Raw genomic sequence first — 16,157 nt, 5'->3', positions numbered from 1 at the left:
CGCCGGAGAGCTGGGCGACCTTGCTGGTCAGTCTCGGTATGCGGATCTCAAGCGAATCCAGCATCTTGCGGGCTTCCGCCAGCATCGTCCTGGTGTCGAGAAACGGCCCGCGGCTGAGTTCGCGGCCGAGGAAGAGATTGCCGACGACATCGATATGATCGCAGAGGCTGAGATCCTGAAACACCATTTCGATGTTCCGCCCACGCGCATCCGCGGGGCCGGAAAAGCGAACCTCTTCGCCTTCCATGGTAATCGTGCCGGCATCGGGAATGTAGGTTCCCGAGATGATCTTCGTCAGCGTCGATTTGCCTGCGGCGTTGTCGCCGACCAGGCCCAGGCATTCGCCGGGGAAGATGTCGAGATCGATGCCGCGCAGGGCCTGATGCGAGCCGAAGGACTTGCGGATACCGCGCAGCGAGATGCGCGGGTCGGATCGGGTGCCGCCGGATGTTCCGGCTCCGGAGGGTGCGAGCCCTCCAGAGCCGGCGGCAGCGATGTCACGCTGTCCGCTTTCGATCATTTGAAGACAGCCCGATACGGTTCGACATTCTCCTTGGTCACGATTGTGATCGGCACCGAGATCGTCTTGGTGACGGCTTCGCCGGCCGAGGCCTTGACGAGTGCGTCGACGGCGGCACCGCCCATTGCGGCGGGATCCTGCTGGACGACGGCAACGACGAAGCCGGCATCGATGCCGGCAATGGCTTCGGCGGTCAGATCCCAGCCGAACACCTTGATCTTATCCTGCTTGCCCTGGCTCTGGACGGCGGCGATCGCCCCCATCAGGGCCGGCTCGCCAGTGGCGTAGATCGCCGTCAGGTCAGGATTGGCGGTGATCAGGTTTTCAGCCGCCGCAAGGGCGTTGTCCTGGATGTTCTGCCCGTCGACGACGCCGGCCATTTCAATGCCGTCGACGCCTTTCAGGGTCTTCTCGAAGCCCTCCTGGCGGATGTTCTGGATGAACGAGTTCAGCGCGCCGACAACGCCGAGCTTGGCCTTGCCGCCCATGTTCGCCTTGACGTAGTCGACGAAGTATTTTCCCATGTCGGCGCCGGCTGCGGCATTGTCCACGCCGATCTGCGCCTTCTGCGGGCCATCAGGCAGGATGGCATCAATGGCGACGACGGGAATGCCGGCATCGGCCGCCTGCTTGACGGCCGGCATGATGCCGTTGACGTCGATCGCCACGACAGCAAGGCCGGAGACCTTTTCCTGGACATAGGTTTCGATGGCGCTGTTCTGCGCCGTCGTCTCGTTGTTGGCGTTGAAGATCACCAGCTTGACGCCAGCGGCATCGGCCGCCTTCTGGGCGCCCTCATTCATCTGGTTGAAGAAAAGTGCCTGCTGGTTGATCTGCACCAGTGCGACAGTCTTCTTTTCCTGCGCCTGAGCGCCGCACAGGCCGATGAAGGTCAATGCCGTGAAGCCGGCGGCTGCGATCATCGTTCGTCTTGTCAAATTCCGTGTCATGTTCTCATCCTCTTTTGGTTTTTTGACGTTGCTGATTGTTATTTCGCAGGCGGCGCAACGGAGTTCCGCACCACGATTTCGACAGGCACGAGTTCTTCCGAAGCGGATGGTTTCCACTCGTGCCAATTGGTTTCCAGAAGCAGCTCCAGCGACCGCCGGCCGATCTCACGCACCGGCTGGCGGATGGCCGTCAGCGGCGGCGCAAAAAGATGGAGCGGGCCGACATCGTCGAAGCCGACGACCGAAATGTCGCCGGGGATCGAGACGCCGCGGCTGCCGAAGACCTCGACCAGCCCGATGGCGATCTCGTCGGAGCTGGCGAAGATCGCCGTCGCCTTTCGCTCTCCCGAGAGATATTCGAGTGCCGCCGCACGGCCGTATTCGATCGTATATTCGCCGGCATAACGATCGGCCCGGGCCTCGCTACCATGCCGCTCCCTGAGCGCCTTCAACAGGCCGTCATAGCGCCTGCGGGCGCTGATCATGCGCTCGTCTCCGCCGATGAAGAGGACATGGCGATGGCCTTGTTCGGCTAAATGCTGGCCGGCGAGATAACCGCCCTGCTCATTGTCGCAGAACAACTTCGGCGCCTTCGAATCGGGAATGTCCTCGTCGACGATGATGACCTTGCCGCTGCCGTTGATCAGCGCGGCAAGCGCGCCGTCGTCGGGGTGGTTGGTGACGAAGATCAGGCCGTCGACGTGATTGCGCTCGATCAGCTGCAGATATTCGATCTCGCGTCCCGGCCGGTTGAGCGTGGCGTGCAAGGAGACCGCGAGCTTCTTTTCATCGGCCGCCTGCTCCACGGCGGCGACGAGGGTCGCGAAGAAGGGATTGGCGATATCGGGCACGACGAGGCCGATCGTATCCGAGCGCCCCCTGCTTAACCGCCGCGCATGCGGGTTCGGCCGGTAGTTCAGTGTCTTGATCGCATCCTCGATGCGCTTCTTGGTCTGAAAGGGAAGATCGAGACTTCCGTTGACGAAACGCGACACGGTGGTGACCGACACGCCGGCAGCCGCCGCAACATCCTTCAAGCTTGGTGTCGTTCCCTTGGCCATTGACCGGACTTATTGTAAAGCGGTTTAGTAAAGCGCTTTACAAGACAATATCGATTGCTCGCCGTTGTCAACAGCGATGAACGCACAGGATCTGTTTTTCTTGCCTGCCGATCGAAGCTCGACCGGCAGGCGGTCAGCCGATCGTCGGGTCGAGCTTGTCGCGCAACCAGTCGCCGGTGATGCTGATCGACAGCGTCGTCAGCATGATGACGAAGGAAGGCGCCAGCATGATCCAGGGCGCGCGGGTCAGATATTCGCGCCCGTAACCCACCATATTGCCGAGGCTGGTCATCGGCGGCTGTACGCCGAGGCCGAGGAAGGAAAGGCTGCTTTCCATCAGGATGATCTCAGGGAAAGTCAGCGTCATCGAGACGATCAGCGTCGAGGCGATGTTCGGCAGGATATGCTTGAGATAGACATGGGCCGGCTTGGCGCCGAGCTGCGTGACGGCGGCGGCATAACCCTGGCCACTGGCGGCGATGGCAAGGCCGCGGGCGATGCGCGCATAGCGTTCCCAGCCGTAAAAGCCCATCAGGCAGATGAGCAGCGGCAGAGAACTGCCGAAGAAGGCGAGCACGGCAAGTGCCATGATGAGGAACGGCATGGCCGCCTGGAAATCGGCAAGCATGACGACGAGCTGCTCGACGACGCCACGGAAATAAGCGGCGAGAAAACCGAGCGTCGTGCCGACGAAGGCCGAGATCAGCGTTGCGCCGAAGGCGATCAGCAGCGAGATGCGGATCGACACGATGAGGCGGGAGAGAACATCGCGGCCGAGTTCGTCGGTTCCAAGCCAATGCGCGGCATTGCCGGGCAGTGACAGGCGGTTCTTCAGGTCGAAGGCGGTGATATTGTAGGGCCGGATCCAGTCGGCCCCGAGCGCGATCAGGATCACGACGGCGATCCAGGCGAAGCCGATCATCACGAAAACCGGCACACCGCGCTTCTTCTTCTCGCGCACTTCGTGGATGACGGTCACCGGTTGAGCAGAGATATTTGTCATGGTTCTGCTCCTTAATGCCTTGCCTGGTTGCTGCGCAGACGCGGGTCGAGATAGCCGTAAAGGATGTCGACGACGAAATTCGAAAACACCATGGTCGCAGCCACCAACAGCAGGATGCACTGGACGACGGCGAGATCGCGGTTGGAGACGGCGACGACGAGAAGCCGGCCGACGCCTGGCCAGGAGAACAGCGATTCCACCACGACGGCGCCGGCGATCAGCGTGCCGACCATGAAGCCGGCGATCGTCACGATCGGGATCGCCGCATTCGGCAGCGCATGACCCCAGACGACGTTTCGCCAGGCAGTGCCCTTGGCACTGGCCGTACGGATATAGGGCTGGCCAAGCACCTCGATCATCGCGCTTCGGGCAAAGCGGGCAAGAATGCCGGCACCGCCGATGCTCATGGTGATGATCGGCAAAATGGCATGCATCCAGCTGTCCTGGCCGCCCGACGGCAGCAGGCCGAGCGTGACGGAGAAGATCAGCACCAGCACGAGGCCGAGCACGAAGCTCGGCATGGTGAAGCCGACCACCGCGCTCGCCATGACGGCGCGGTCGGTCGAGCTGTCGCGGTGGAGGGCGGCGTAGACGCCGGCCGGAATACCGATCACCAGCTTAAGGATGAGGGCCGGGATCGTCAGCTCCAGCGTTGCCGGAATGCGGTCGAGCACGAGCTGGATTGCCGATTGGCCGTCGCGCATCGAGATGCCGAGATCACCGCGGGCGATCGCGCCGAAATAGCGCAGATACTGCACCCAGATCGGCTGATCGAGACCCCAGGCGGCACGGAAGGCGCGGATCGCTTCCGGCGGCGCTTCCGGACCCATGATCGTCAGGGCCGGGTCGCCGGAAAGGCGCAGGACGACGAAGGCGAAAGTCACCACCAGCACGATGGTCATCAGCGCGCGGAACGCCCTTATCAGGAAGAAACGGATCATGGCTCAGCTCTCCATGAGCGTTGAGACGGATGCGGGCGTGACGAGGTGGCAAGCAGCCTTTCGGCCCGCCTCGATGGTGACGAGTTCGGGCGTCTCGACGCGGCAGCGCTCGATCGCATGGCCGCAGCGGGGATGAAAGGCGCAGCCGGCAGGCCGGGCAGCGGGATTCGGCGGTTCTCCCTGCAGGATGATACGGTCGCGCAGCGCCGTGCCGGGGACAGGAACGCTGGAGACCAGTGCCTGCGTATAGGGATGCAACGGGCTGCGGAAAATATCCTCCGAGGCTGCTTCCTCGACGATCCGGCCGAGATACATCACCGCGACGCGATCGGCGATGTTGCGCACGACCTTCAGATCATGGCTGATGAAGGCCATGGCGATGCCGCGCTTTTCCTGCAGGTCGCGCAACAGGTTGATCACCTGCGCCTGGATCGAGACGTCGAGAGCCGAGACCGGCTCGTCGCAGACCAGAAGCTCCGGATTGGTGGCGATGGCGCGTGCAATGACGACGCGCTGGCGCTGGCCGCCCGAAAGCTCGTGCGGATAACGCTCCGCCTGATCGCGCCGAAGACCGACGGCGACGAGCAGTTCATCGACACGTTCGCGCCGCCCCTCCTCGCTTCCGACGGCATGGATGGCAAGCGGTTCGCCGATCTGAGCGCCGATCGAGATCCGCCGGTCAAGGGCTGCCAGCGGATCCTGGAAGACGAGTTGCATGCGCGCCCTCAGGCTACGCCAGCGCGGCGTTCTGAGTGCCGGCATCGTCTCCCCGTCGAAGCGGACGCTGCCTTCGGTCGGAGCTTCGAGCCCGAGCAGCAGCCGGCCCATCGTCGATTTTCCTGAGCCGGATTCACCAACGATGCCGAGCGTCGTCTTCGGCGCGACCGACAGCGAAACGCCGTCGACCGCCCGGACATGGCTCGGCTTTCCGAAGACGCCGCGGTGCATCGTATAGGTCTTGACGAGGTCGTTCGCTTCGATCAGCTGGTGTTCGCTCATGCCCATGCCACTCCCTGCTGGACCTGCATGAGGTTCGGCTTCGATGCGGTCGCGCCGTCGCCGAGCGGATGGAAGCAGGCGGTTGCACGGTCGTCGTCAAGTGCGACGAGCGGCGGCACCTTGTTATGACAGAGTTCCGAGGCATGGCCGCAACGCGGCGCAAAGGCGCAGCCGCCAGGCATCCGGCCGGGCTGCGGCACGGTGCCGGGGATCGGTACCAGCCGGTCGCGGCCGGCATCGATACGCGGAATGGCATCGAATAGTCCGCGCGTATAGGGATGGCGCGGCGACCGGAACAACGATTCCGTCGGGCATTTCTCGACGATGTTGCCGGCATACATGACGCAGACTCGTTCGCAGATCTGCGACACCGCGCCGAGATCATGACTGATGAAGACGATCGCCATGCCGGTTTCCTCGCGGATCGAAATCAGGAGATCGAGGATCTGCGCCTGGATCGTCGCGTCCAGCGCCGTCGTCGGCTCATCGGCGATCAGCAGATCAGGATTGCCGGCGAGCGCCATGGCGATCATCAGCCGCTGGTTCTGGCCACCGGAAAATTCATGCGGAAAATTGTAAAAACGACGCACGGCGTCGGGAATGCCGACCATTTCCATCAGGCGGACGGCCTCGTTGCGGGCGGCCCTGCCGGTCAGGCCGCGGTGCAGTTCAACGGCTTCGGCGATCTGGCGCCCGGCGCGGATGACCGGGTTGAGCGAGCTCGACGGATCCTGGAAGATCATGGCGATGCGGCCGCCGCGAATGCTTTCGAGCTTCGTGCGCGACGCGCCGATCAGCTGATCGCTGCCGAGACGCACGCTGCCTGAGACGGAAGCCTTTCCAGGCAGAAGCCCGAGTGCCGCCAGCCAGGTGACCGACTTGCCGCAGCCGGATTCGCCGACGAGACCCACCGCCTCGCCCTTCTCGATCGCCAGATCGACGCCGTGCAGGACTTCGACACCGCTGAAAGCGACCTTCAAATTGGAAATTTCGACCAATGGCATTTCAGCCTCTCCTTCTTGCAACCCCGCCGGCCGCCAGATCCGAACGAGAGCATGATGTTGTCCGAAAACCGCTCACACTTTTCGGCATCATGCTCGTGCCTGCCGGGCTTGCCTGGTTTCCGGATAGCCGGTGCACCAAATGGCAGCGAGCCGGAGTTTCCCCCGGCTCGCTGATGTCGTCAGGTCTTGATCAGGACCAGTTGCCCTGGCGGAAGTCCATGGCGAAGGCCGATGCGGCCTTCCAATTGATCGACTTCGACTTGGCGGTGAACACGGCGTTCTGGTGGAGAACGGTATAGGCGGGGTCTTCGCGCTCGCAGATCTGCAGCATGCGGGCGAAAGCGTCGTGACGCTTGGCGCGATCGGTGCTGGTCTCGAGGAAGGTCGACAACGTGTTCATTTCGGCGTTGGTCCACTCGCCGACCTGCTGCTGCTGGCCGTTCGGACCGTGCTGGGCGACGATCGAGGAAACCGGATCGGGGAAGCTTGCGGAGTTCGACCAGTCGCGGACGGCGCGCGTCGGCGTCTTTTCGAGGATCTGCTGCCAGTTTTCCTTCATCTCGATCTGCACGTTGAGGCCGACCTGCGCCCACATTTCGACGAGGATCTGCGCCGTCGGGGTCTGGTTGGTATAGTAGTTGTTCAGCAGGCGATACGGGATCGGGTCGCCCTTGTAGTTGGCTTCCTTGAGGAGCTGGCGGGCGAGATCAGGATTGTATTCCGGCACGGTCCAATCCTTGACCAGCATGTCGCCATAGAAATCCCACTGCAGGCCGGCCGGAACGCGGGTGCGGCCCGCCCAGAGCGAGTCGACGATCGCCTGTCGGTCGATGGCATGCGTGAAGGCGCGGCGCACCAGCGGGTTACCGAGCTGAGCATGGGTCTTATCGAACACGGTCAGCCGGTGGTTGGTGATGATGCCGCCCTGGACTTCGAAGGCAGCGTTCTTTTCGATGCCTTCGATCTGGTCCGGCGGGATGTCGCTGGCGAGGTGATATTCGCCGGACAGCAGGCCATTGACGCGCGAGGCGACTTCCGGAACTTCGACGAAGCGGATCTGCTTCACCGGAGGACGGCCGCCCCAATATTCGTCATGCGCTTCGTAGATCAGGTAGGTGTCCGGCTTGAACTCGGCGACGCGGTAGGGACCGGTCGTGATCGGTGCGCGGGCCCAGTCGAGATAGCTCCTGGCCTCATCCCAGCCGCGGCGATTGGCGATGGCGCTGGCGGCAACGGAGATGCGGCCTTCCATCGTCACGTCAGGCGAACCGTTGACGAAGCGGACGGTATATTTGTCGACGATTTCGATGCCGAGCAGGGCTGGCCAGATACGGCGGGCGACGGCCGGAATTTCGACCGGCAGTTCCTTGCTTTCGCGGCCGAGCGGGTTCTTTTCGGTGACGAAGATCGTCTTGCCGGTGCTCGGCTGCGTATCGCCGAACATGCGTTCCTTGCTGAAGGAGAAGGCGACGTCTTCGGCAGTCATCTCATCGCCATTGTGGAATTTGACGCCCTGGCGCAGTTTCAGCTCGACTGTCTTGTCGTCGATACGGCGCCATTCGGTGGCGAGTGACGGAACGGCCGAGAGGTTGCCGAGCCAGTCGAGGCCGATCAGGCTTTCCCACAGCGACGAATTGAAGATGCGCTGGCCGACATTCGACTGTTCGCGCAACGTATCCAGCGTGTTCGAGTTCGAGATCTTCTGGACGGCGATGGTGATCGAAGGACGGTTGTCGGCCTGGGCGATGGAAAAGCGCGGCAGGATCAGCGAGCTGGCGACGCCGGTGGCAAGGCCGAGAGCACCGCGACGGGTGAAGGTGACCATGGGAATATCTCCTTGGGTTCTCTGGTAAGTCGGATCAATGGCTGCGTTCGATCAGGCCTTCGGGACCGGAGCGATAATGGGTCAGGGTTCTGTCGGCATGTTTCAGGCGCCAGGAGAGCGCCTTCTGCGCATAGTTCCGCACGAGCGCGGCATAGGCCGGATCGTCGGCGAGATTGGTGAATTCGTTCGGATCGTGCTGCAGATCGAAGAACAGCGGCGGCAGCGCTGCGAAATGAGCGTATTTGTATCGCTCGTCCTGGATGACGCAGAGGCTGCAATCATTCATGCCGAGGCCGAGAAAACTTTGCGGCTCGGAATAATAGACGTCGCGGAAGTCGTATTCGTAGTGCAGCTCAGTGCGCCAATCCTGCGGCCGGCCCTCGCTCAGGAAAGGCAGCAGCGACAGGCCGTCACAGGCGTGTGGGATCTTGCCGCCGAGCCAGTCGAGAATGGTCGGCATGACGTCGATGCTCTCGGTGAAGCCGCTTTCGATCGCGCCGGCGCGGGCATTTTCGCCGGCGTCCTTGATGACGAGCGGAATGCGGAAGCTCGGATCGTTGTAGCCGATCTTGCCGAGCAGGTGATGATCGCCGAGCTGCTCGCCGTGGTCGCTGGTGAAGATGATCAGCGTATCGTCCCACTGTCCGGTGTCGTCGAGATAGTCGAAGACTCGACCAAGGCAATCGTCGACCTCGGTGATCAGGCCGCAATAGGTCGCGCGCATCTGGCGCAGTTCCGCTTCGTCGAGCGTTGCGCCCGACCCTTCGGCGCCTTGGAAGAAGGAGCCGCGGCGGATGCTGTCGACATAGAATTTCATCAGCGGATGTTGTGCAGCCTCGATATCCGGGCTGGCCGCGCGGATCGGCGCCGGCATGTCTTCCGGCCGGTACATGGCGTGATAGGGAGCGGAGGCGACGAAGGGCGGATGCGGCCGGTAATAACCGAGATGCAGGAAGAAGGGCTTGCCGTCGCGACCCTTGAGATAGGTCAGCGCCCGCTCGGTGAAGAAGGTCGAGTCCGAAAATTCCTTAGGGATGCGTGACGGACGGTCGGTGGCGCCGGCAACGGCGTCCTCGCCCTCGGGCAGCCAGATATCAGGACGATGCTCCGGCAGCTCAAAGCCGTTCTGTGCCACCCAGCCGAAATAACCCTCCATATTGGGCTCGAAGGCGCCGACCGAATGGAAACCGTCCATCATGTCGCCGAGCACCGTGAAGCGCGGATCGTTCGACGAAGTGGTGCGCGGATCCGGCACCGTCGTCGTATAGCCGATCAGCGCCGGATCGTAGCCGACGCCGCGCAACGCCTTGCCGAGGTTGAGGTGGCGCTGGTCGAGCGGCACCGTGTTCTGCACGGCGCGATGGTTCATCAGATAGAGGCCGGTAAGCAGGCTCGCGCGGGCCGGACCGCAGGGAACGCAGGTCGTCACATGGTTCCTGAAGGTCACGCCCTCGCGGCAGAGCCGGTCGAGATTAGGCGTCTTCAGGAAATCGTTTTTCCCGTCGTCACGCAGAACGTGCGGAACGAAATCGGCTCGCCATTGGTCAACGACGATGAGTAGAACGTTTTTCTTTCGCATGGAGCCCCACTTGTGCGGGGCTGTTTGAACCGCGATTATTTCAGCGCGATGACCACTTTTTCAAAGTTCTATGACATTGAACGGATCGTGGGTTTCTTCGCTTTTATTCCGGAACGCCGCAAAACTGTAATATTTGCGACACAAAAGCCGTTCAACGCGTATGAGGCAATTCCTCCGGCGCCCCGCTATCGGTTTTCTCCATCTTGCGGCCCATGAAAGTTGCTTTCCCGCGCCGAAACAGCCGACGCTGCCTGATTGAATTTTCGGCGCGAGAAATTAGATCATCTCCATGAGCGGATCGCGAGCAGGCTCGGGGAAAGACTGGTTGACGGCGGGCAGGCTGGATCTGCCGGCGGGCGGTGGCGCGTTCGCGATTTCCCGGCTGGCCGTCGGCCTATTCCTGGTTGATCAGGATCGGCATCGGATCGCGGTCGGCTCCGATCGCAAGCGGGTCGTGCCGCTGCGTGCCGGTGACGGCTGGATTCTGCCAGCCGGTTCATCAGGCACCTGCGAATATGACGATGCGCTCTCGTTTCTGAGAGTGGATCTGTCGGATGCCTTGCTCGACGATGTCGGTTTCGAGAAAGCCGACTTCAATCCCGTCGTCGGTAGCCTCGATCCGCTGCTGGTTCAGTTCGTCCGCCACGCCGCCTCTCTGCGGGATGTGCCGCAATCCCTCTATCGCGATACGATGAACCTTGCGGTTGCAGCCCATCTGGCCCAGCTGCTCTCGCCTGCCCCGCTGTCATCCATTGGGGTCGAGGACCGGCGGCTGCGCCGTGCACTGGCATATATCCACGACAATCTCGCCGAGGATCTTTCCCTTGACGACATGGCTTCCGAAGCGGCAATGAGCCGGTTCCATTTCGTGCGCATCTTCACCGCTGCGCTCGGCACGTCGCCGCTACAATATGTCATCCGGGAGCGAATGGAACGGGCCAAGGTGCTGCTCAGGACCACGGGCGTTCCGGTTGCCGCCGTCGCCATCCGCGTGGGTTATGACGACGTGTCCCGCTTCGGTCGGCATTTCAGGCGCAGTACAGGGCTCACGCCGGCAGCGTTTCGCAGACGATAGCGCTCCGACCCAGAATGCCAATAAACACATAGCAAATGCCAAGAATCGCTCCGGCGCCTGCGCGCCGATGCTGCGAAACTCCTCCTCGTATCTGAATGAAACCGGCGATGACGGCGAGGAGACCTTCGATGAGACTATCTACCCTTTCTGCAATTGGCGTGGCCTTGCTGCATTCGACGGCCTTTGCGGCCGGCATCGAGACGCGTTCCGTCTCCTTCCAGAATGATGGAGTGACGCTTGCCGGCATGCTCTATCTCCCGGCCGACTACAAGGCCGGCGAAAAACGCCCCGGCGTTCTGGTGACCGGCGCCTGGACCTCGATCAAGGAGCAGATGTCCGGCCTTTACGCAGAAGAGATGGCCGAGCGCGGCTTCGTCGCCCTCGCCTTCGATTTCCGCGGCTGGGGCCAGTCCGGCGGCAATATCCGCTTCAAGGAGGATCCGGCGGCCAAGACCGACGATATCGTAGCGGCGGCCGACTACATGACGACGCTGCCGGAAATCGACGCCGGCAAGATCGCCGGCCTCGGCATCTGCGCCTCCGCCGGCTATATGGCGGCGGCGGCCTCGGGCAATCCCGATTTCACCGCCATATCGCTGGTGGCGCCGTGGCTGCATGACAAAGCGATCGTCGAGCAGGTCTATGGCGGTGCGGACGGCGTCTCCAGGTTGATCACCTCATCCCGCGAGGCTGAGGAAGCCGAGCGTAGCGGCCAGCCCCGGGTGATCGTCGCCGCAAGCACCGACGACAGCACGGCGCTGATGTACCAGATTCCCTACTATACCGAACCCACTCGCGGCCTCATCCCGCAATATGACAACAAGTTCAATCTCGCCTCCTGGGAGCCGTGGCTGACCTATGATTCGGTTGCGACCGGTGACCGGCTTGACAAGCCGACACTGATCGTCCACTCGGAAGCAGCGGCCATCCCCCAAGGCGCACGTGCCTTTTTCGCGCGCCTGCGCGGCGACGCCTCCGAGATCTGGCTCGACGGTGTTACCCAATTCGATTTCTACGACAATCCCGAGGATGTCACGCGGGCGACCGATGCCGCGGCTGCGCATTTCGAACGGATCAACAAAGGCTCCTGATACCTGACAAGGAGATGACCATGAAAACCCTCATGCTCACAGCTGCCGCCGGCGTCTTGCTGGCGTCATTCACCGCCAGTGCCGAATCGATCGGTGCCGACGACCGCGCGGCCATCATCGATACCATTACCGACATTGCCGCTGGCGCCGACCGCCACGAGTGGGACCGCGTGCGCGGCGCCTTCGCCGACACGGTGACGCTGGATTATACCGGCCTCTGGGGCGGCGAGCCGACCACCCAGCCGGCCGAAGCCGTCATCCGGCAATGGTCTGCCTTTCTGCCGGGCTTCGATCGCACGCTGCATCTCGTCAGCAACCACGCCATCATCGAAAGTGCCGGCCCGACAGCGGTGGCCGAGGCCGATTTCCAGGCAGTCCATCGGATCGGCGCGGAGAGCTGGGTACTGATGGGACATTATCGATATGACCTCACCAAGATCGACGGCACCTGGAAAGTCTCCCGGCTGGTGATGACGCCCGCCCACGAGACCGGCGACCGGGCTCTGGTCAACAGGGCCGCGGAACGCGCCGGGCAGCCGGGCTGATCCGGCCTGCCACTCTCATTCCAATATACCTTCAAGGAGATCCGCATGCGCAGACCATCGCTCGTTCGAGCACTCTTCGTTTCAGTCGCACTCTTTTCCGGAGGAACCGTCATAGCCGCAAGCCCGGAAGAAAACCGCAAGGTCATCACCGACTACTACGCCGCCTACGGCAGCGGCGACATGAGCCGTGTCGCCGCGTTCTTCGCCGACGATATCGAATGGCACATTCCCGGCCATCATCCGCTGGCCGGCGTCAAACGCGGCAAGGAAGAAGTGGCGGCATTCTTCCAGCAGCTGGGCAAGGCCGGTTTCGGCGCCGAGCTGATCGCGTTGACGGCCGACGAGTACTGGGTGATCGACATGCATCGCGGCTGGTCGGGACGAGACGGCCTGGCCAATGTCGACACCATCTGGGTGCTCGCCTTCCGCATCGAGAACGGCAAGATCAAAGAGGCGCGCAACTTCTCCTATGATCAGGCGGCCGCCGACACCTTCTTCTGGCAGGCCTACCCGCTGAAACCCCTGCCCGACCGGCTGCTCGAATGAGCTTATACCAGGTGATTCGTCGACGCGTCGAAGAGATGGATCTGGCCCGGATCGATCGAAAGTCCGATCATGTCTCCCGCTTTGACCCTGTCGCGCCGCGTCTCGACGATCGTCAGCTCCGGCTCCGTCGCCGCGACGATGAAGGTTGACGAGCCGGTCGATTCGACGAAGGCGATCGGTACATCGAAGCTGCCATGCCCGGGCTCGACGACGCCGATATGCTCCGGCCGGATGCCCGCGACGAGCTTACGTCCGGGCTCGATGGCGCGGGTGATTGCAAGCGTCTGCTTCACTGCGCCGAAATCCAGGATGAGGCTCTTGCCGCCTTCCGCGGCAATCGCGGGAATGAAATTCATGGCCGGCGAACCAATGAAACCGGCGACGAACCGGTTCGCCGGCCGGTCGTAGAGATCAAGCGGCGCGCCCTGCTGTTCGATGATGCCGTCGCGCATCACCACCACATGGTCGGCCATCGTCATCGCTTCGACCTGGTCGTGCGTGACGTAGACGAAGGTTGCGTGCAGCCGGTCGTGCAGCGACCGGATTTCCTTGCGCATGTGGACGCGCAGCGCCGCATCGAGGTTGGACAGCGGCTCGTCGAACAGAAAGGCCTTGGGGTGGCGGATGATGGCGCGGCTCATGGCGACGCGCTGGCGCTGGCCGCCGGAAAGCTCGCGCGGATAGCGCTTCAGGAGATGCGAAAGACCTGTCGTCGCCGCCACGTCCTCGGCGGCCTTCTTGGCCTCGGCCTTGGCGATGCCGCGGATGCGCAGGCTGTAGGTCAGGTTCTCCTCGACCGTCATATGTGGATAGAGCGCATAGGACTGGAACACCATGGCGACGTCGCGCTTGCGCGGCGGCACGCCGTTCATCAGCTCGCCGGCGATCCTGAGATCGCCCGACGAAATGCTTTCGAGGCCGGCAAGCGAGCGCAGCAGCGTGGACTTGCCGCAGCCGGACGGGCCGACGAGCGCAACGAAAGTGCCCTTGGCGATCGAGAGGTCGATATTCTTCAGGGCGTGGAAGGCGCCGTAATATTTGTTGACGCCTCTGAGCTCGATCTGTGTGGTCATTTGAGGGCTCCAGAGGTGAGGCCGGATACGATGCGGCGCTGCAAGAGAACGAAGATGGCAAGGATCGGCGTCACATACATCGTGGCGTAGGCCATGATGTTGTTCCACTCGTTGGTGTTCGGCCCCATGAAGGAATTGAGGCCGACGCTTGCCGGCTGAAGCTCGGCCGCCTGGATCATCGACTTTGAATAGACGAATTCGCCGAAGGCCTGCATGAAGATCAGGATGGCGCTGACCAGGATACCGTTGCGAGCGAGCGGCAGCACGATATTGAAAAAGGCGCCGACGCGCGAATTGCCGTCGACGAGTGCTGCCTCCTCCAGTTCCTGGGGAACGCTCATGAAGGTGGCGCGCACCAGGATGACGAAAAAGGGCATGCTCTTTGCCGCGACCGCAATGATGACGGCAAGGCGCGGAGTGGAAAGCAGGCCGATCTGCGAGAAGCCGACGAAGATCGGCGTGATCATCAGCGAGGCCGGTAGGACCTGCAGCATCAGGATCAGGAACAGGCCGATATCCACCCAGACGTTGCGGTATCTGGCGAGCACATAGGCGCAGCCGACGCCGAGCACGGTGATCAGCGCCATGGAACCCAGAGCGATGACCAGTGAGTTCCAGAGGTAGCGGCCCATGTCGCGGCTTTCCCAGACATAGGTATAGGTGCCCCATTGGGGTGCTGCCGGCCAGAAGCTCGGCGGCGTCGCGAACATCTCCGAGCCGCTTTTCAGCGCGGTGATGTACATCCAGTAGAGCGGGAAGAGATAGATCGCCGCCATGACGATCGATATTGCGAGCATCAGCCGGTCGCGGTTCGTCGTATTCATCCGCGCACCTCGTGGCGTGTGGACCGGACATAGACGACGGATGCGAACATGACGAAGACGATCATGATGACGGAGATCGTTGCGCCCTTGGCGAAATCGTATTGGCGGAAGGAGAGATCCCAGGCCCAATATTGCGTGACGTTCGACGAGTTGTTCGGCCCGCCTGAGGTGATGGCGGCGAAAAGATCGAACTGCTGCAGCGTGAAGATCAGGCCGAGCGCGATGATGGCGCCGATGGTCGAGCGCATCATCGGCAGCGTGATCGTCCAGAAGCGCTGCCAGACATTGGCGCCGTCGAGTTCGGCCGCTTCGTAGAGGTCGGCCGGAATGCCTGCAAGACCGACGGAAAGCAGGATCATGTTGAACGAGGTGCCGAGCCAGACATTGGCGATGATGACGGCATAGAGCGAATAATGCGGGTCCGAGCGCCAGAAGATGTTGCCGGAGATGATGCCGCTTTCCTTCAGAATGAAATTCAACACGCCGAAATCGCCGGAGAGAATCCAGTTCCAGATGGCGCCGACGACAAGGCCGGGCATCACCCAGGAGACCAGAAACAGGCCGCGCATCCATGAGGCGCCGGGAAAATTGACCCAGAAGAACAGCGCCAGGCCGAAGCCGATCAGGAACTGGCCGGCGATGGAGCCAACGACGAAGATGACGGTGTTGTAGAGGATCGGCAGCGTTTCCGGCTGCGCGAAGAGGTCGGTGTAATTCTTGAAGCCGACGAAGGGACGCGAGAAGGTCCCGAGGCTGAACATGTCGACCTCTTGGAAGCTCATCACGACATTGTAGATCAGCGGCAGCCCCGCCATCAGGAACAGAAAACCGAGCGGGAAAGCGACCAGCACGATATCGAAACCGCGGCCGTCCCTGACGCTCATCAGGATCCTCTTCATGGGTCCTCCGATACTCCGAACGGGGCCGCCTGGCGCATGATGCGGAAGACGGCCCCTGCCGGGAGGAAATGGTTGGATGGCTGTTGAGCCATCGGTGGATCCCCTTCTCCCCAGCGGGGAGAAGGTGGCGGCAGCCGGATGAGGGGCAGCGAACTCGGCGTCTGCTGTTCTTCACTTGCGTTCAGAACATTCATCGCTGTCGCTCCTCACACCCTCATCTGC

Annotated in this window: 16 protein-coding genes; 4 read left to right on the top strand and 12 right to left on the bottom strand. The window is 62.3% G+C overall.

Features of this window, described 5'->3' with window-relative positions; genetic code table 11:
• The 9 genes from FY112_RS08620 to pehA all read right to left on the bottom strand — a co-directional run.
• A partial coding sequence (locus FY112_RS08620; RefSeq protein ID WP_151518175.1) for an ATP-binding cassette domain-containing protein occupies window positions 1–520 on the bottom strand: 520 nt, incomplete at its 3' end.
• Complete coding sequence (locus FY112_RS08615; RefSeq protein WP_017957481.1) at window positions 517–1,470, bottom strand: substrate-binding domain-containing protein; 954 nt, start codon at window positions 1,468–1,470, stop codon at window positions 517–519. The genes FY112_RS08620 and FY112_RS08615, both read right to left, overlap by 4 nt.
• Window positions 1,471–1,508: 38 nt before the next feature.
• Window positions 1,509–2,531: a LacI family DNA-binding transcriptional regulator gene (locus tag FY112_RS08610; protein ID WP_017957480.1), complete on the bottom strand. Its 1,023-nt coding sequence runs from the start codon at window positions 2,529–2,531 to the stop codon at window positions 1,509–1,511.
• Window positions 2,532–2,664: 133 nt separating this feature from the next.
• Entirely contained in the window at window positions 2,665–3,534 is an 870-nt protein-coding gene (locus tag FY112_RS08605; protein WP_017957479.1) for an ABC transporter permease, read from the bottom strand.
• Window positions 3,535–3,545: 11 nt separating this feature from the next.
• Entirely contained in the window at window positions 3,546–4,475 is a 930-nt protein-coding gene (locus FY112_RS08600; RefSeq protein ID WP_017957478.1) for an ABC transporter permease, read from the bottom strand.
• A gap of 3 nt (window positions 4,476–4,478) precedes the next feature.
• Entirely contained in the window at window positions 4,479–5,480 is a 1,002-nt protein-coding gene (locus FY112_RS08595) for an ABC transporter ATP-binding protein (protein ID WP_131719466.1), read from the bottom strand.
• Window positions 5,471–6,478, bottom strand: coding sequence for an ABC transporter ATP-binding protein (locus FY112_RS08590; RefSeq protein ID WP_131719465.1), 1,008 nt, complete (start codon window positions 6,476–6,478; stop codon window positions 5,471–5,473). The genes FY112_RS08595 and FY112_RS08590 overlap by 10 nt, the downstream gene beginning before the upstream one ends.
• Window positions 6,479–6,668: 190 nt before the next feature.
• Window positions 6,669–8,303 carry an ABC transporter substrate-binding protein gene (locus tag FY112_RS08580; RefSeq protein ID WP_131629832.1) on the bottom strand — a complete coding sequence of 545 codons (1,635 nt, stop codon included), beginning with the start codon at window positions 8,301–8,303 and terminating at the stop codon, window positions 6,669–6,671.
• A 34-nt stretch (window positions 8,304–8,337) separates the two neighbouring features.
• On the bottom strand, window positions 8,338–9,882 hold the full coding sequence (gene pehA / locus FY112_RS08575; RefSeq protein ID WP_131629833.1) for a phosphoric/sulfuric ester hydrolase PehA: 1,545 nt from the start codon (window positions 9,880–9,882) through the stop codon (window positions 8,338–8,340).
• A gap of 289 nt (window positions 9,883–10,171) precedes the next feature.
• On the opposite strand from pehA, the gene FY112_RS08570 reads away from it, so the two are divergent.
• The 4 genes from FY112_RS08570 to FY112_RS08555 all read left to right on the top strand — a co-directional run bounded on the left by FY112_RS08570 (window position 10,172) and on the right by FY112_RS08555 (window position 13,139).
• Window positions 10,172–10,957, top strand: a complete 786-nt coding sequence (locus FY112_RS08570; protein ID WP_231284153.1) for an AraC family transcriptional regulator — start codon at window positions 10,172–10,174, stop codon at window positions 10,955–10,957.
• 128 nt (window positions 10,958–11,085) lie between these two features.
• A complete protein-coding gene (locus FY112_RS08565; protein ID WP_026158325.1) occupies window positions 11,086–12,048 on the top strand; it encodes an alpha/beta hydrolase in 963 nt (320 codons plus the stop codon).
• A 20-nt stretch (window positions 12,049–12,068) separates the two neighbouring features.
• Window positions 12,069–12,593 (top strand): nuclear transport factor 2 family protein, encoded by a 525-nt coding sequence (locus FY112_RS08560; RefSeq protein WP_131643619.1) that lies wholly within the window; start codon window positions 12,069–12,071, stop codon window positions 12,591–12,593.
• Window positions 12,594–12,638: 45 nt separating this feature from the next.
• A complete protein-coding gene (locus FY112_RS08555; protein WP_131643618.1) occupies window positions 12,639–13,139 on the top strand; it encodes a nuclear transport factor 2 family protein in 501 nt (166 codons plus the stop codon).
• Between the two features lie 2 nt (window positions 13,140–13,141).
• Here FY112_RS08555 and FY112_RS08550 read toward each other — a convergent pair whose 3' ends face one another.
• The 3 genes from FY112_RS08550 to FY112_RS08540 are packed head-to-tail and all read right to left on the bottom strand — an operon-like array spanning window position 13,142 to window position 15,935.
• Window positions 13,142–14,212, bottom strand: a complete 1,071-nt coding sequence (locus tag FY112_RS08550) for an ABC transporter ATP-binding protein (RefSeq protein WP_094088994.1) — start codon at window positions 14,210–14,212, stop codon at window positions 13,142–13,144.
• Window positions 14,209–15,036, bottom strand: coding sequence for a carbohydrate ABC transporter permease (locus tag FY112_RS08545; RefSeq protein ID WP_017957468.1), 828 nt, complete (start codon window positions 15,034–15,036; stop codon window positions 14,209–14,211). Before FY112_RS08545 ends, FY112_RS08550 begins: the two co-directional genes overlap by 4 nt.
• Window positions 15,033–15,935, bottom strand: a complete 903-nt coding sequence (locus tag FY112_RS08540) for a sugar ABC transporter permease (RefSeq protein WP_003552007.1) — start codon at window positions 15,933–15,935, stop codon at window positions 15,033–15,035. Before FY112_RS08540 ends, FY112_RS08545 begins: the two co-directional genes overlap by 4 nt.
• Window positions 15,936–16,157: the final 222 nt, after the last annotated feature.

Source organism: Rhizobium sp. PEPV16, from assembly GCF_008919455.1.
Lineage (GTDB): Bacteria > Pseudomonadota > Alphaproteobacteria > Rhizobiales > Rhizobiaceae > Rhizobium > Rhizobium leguminosarum_Q.
This window is presented reverse-complemented; position numbering and strand designations above follow the sequence as displayed.

Coding starts and splice junctions, on each gene's coding strand:
- FY112_RS08550 (WP_094088994.1), bottom strand. CDS start 14,212: ATGACCACACAGATCGAGCTCAGAGGCGTCAACAAATATTACGGCGCC.
- FY112_RS08540 (WP_003552007.1), bottom strand. CDS start 15,935: ATGAAGAGGATCCTGATGAGCGTCAGGGACGGCCGCGGTTTCGATATC.
- FY112_RS08600 (WP_017957478.1), bottom strand. CDS start 4,475: ATGATCCGTTTCTTCCTGATAAGGGCGTTCCGCGCGCTGATGACCATC.
- FY112_RS08570 (WP_231284153.1), top strand. CDS start 10,172: ATGAGCGGATCGCGAGCAGGCTCGGGGAAAGACTGGTTGACGGCGGGC.
- pehA (WP_131629833.1), bottom strand. CDS start 9,882: ATGCGAAAGAAAAACGTTCTACTCATCGTCGTTGACCAATGGCGAGCC.
- FY112_RS08615 (WP_017957481.1), bottom strand. CDS start 1,470: ATGACACGGAATTTGACAAGACGAACGATGATCGCAGCCGCCGGCTTC.
- FY112_RS08595 (WP_131719466.1), bottom strand. CDS start 5,480: ATGGGCATGAGCGAACACCAGCTGATCGAAGCGAACGACCTCGTCAAG.
- FY112_RS08610 (WP_017957480.1), bottom strand. CDS start 2,531: ATGGCCAAGGGAACGACACCAAGCTTGAAGGATGTTGCGGCGGCTGCC.
- FY112_RS08580 (WP_131629832.1), bottom strand. CDS start 8,303: ATGGTCACCTTCACCCGTCGCGGTGCTCTCGGCCTTGCCACCGGCGTC.
- FY112_RS08565 (WP_026158325.1), top strand. CDS start 11,086: ATGAGACTATCTACCCTTTCTGCAATTGGCGTGGCCTTGCTGCATTCG.
- FY112_RS08545 (WP_017957468.1), bottom strand. CDS start 15,036: ATGAATACGACGAACCGCGACCGGCTGATGCTCGCAATATCGATCGTC.
- FY112_RS08605 (WP_017957479.1), bottom strand. CDS start 3,534: ATGACAAATATCTCTGCTCAACCGGTGACCGTCATCCACGAAGTGCGC.
- FY112_RS08590 (WP_131719465.1), bottom strand. CDS start 6,478: ATGCCATTGGTCGAAATTTCCAATTTGAAGGTCGCTTTCAGCGGTGTC.
- FY112_RS08560 (WP_131643619.1), top strand. CDS start 12,069: ATGAAAACCCTCATGCTCACAGCTGCCGCCGGCGTCTTGCTGGCGTCA.
- FY112_RS08555 (WP_131643618.1), top strand. CDS start 12,639: ATGCGCAGACCATCGCTCGTTCGAGCACTCTTCGTTTCAGTCGCACTC.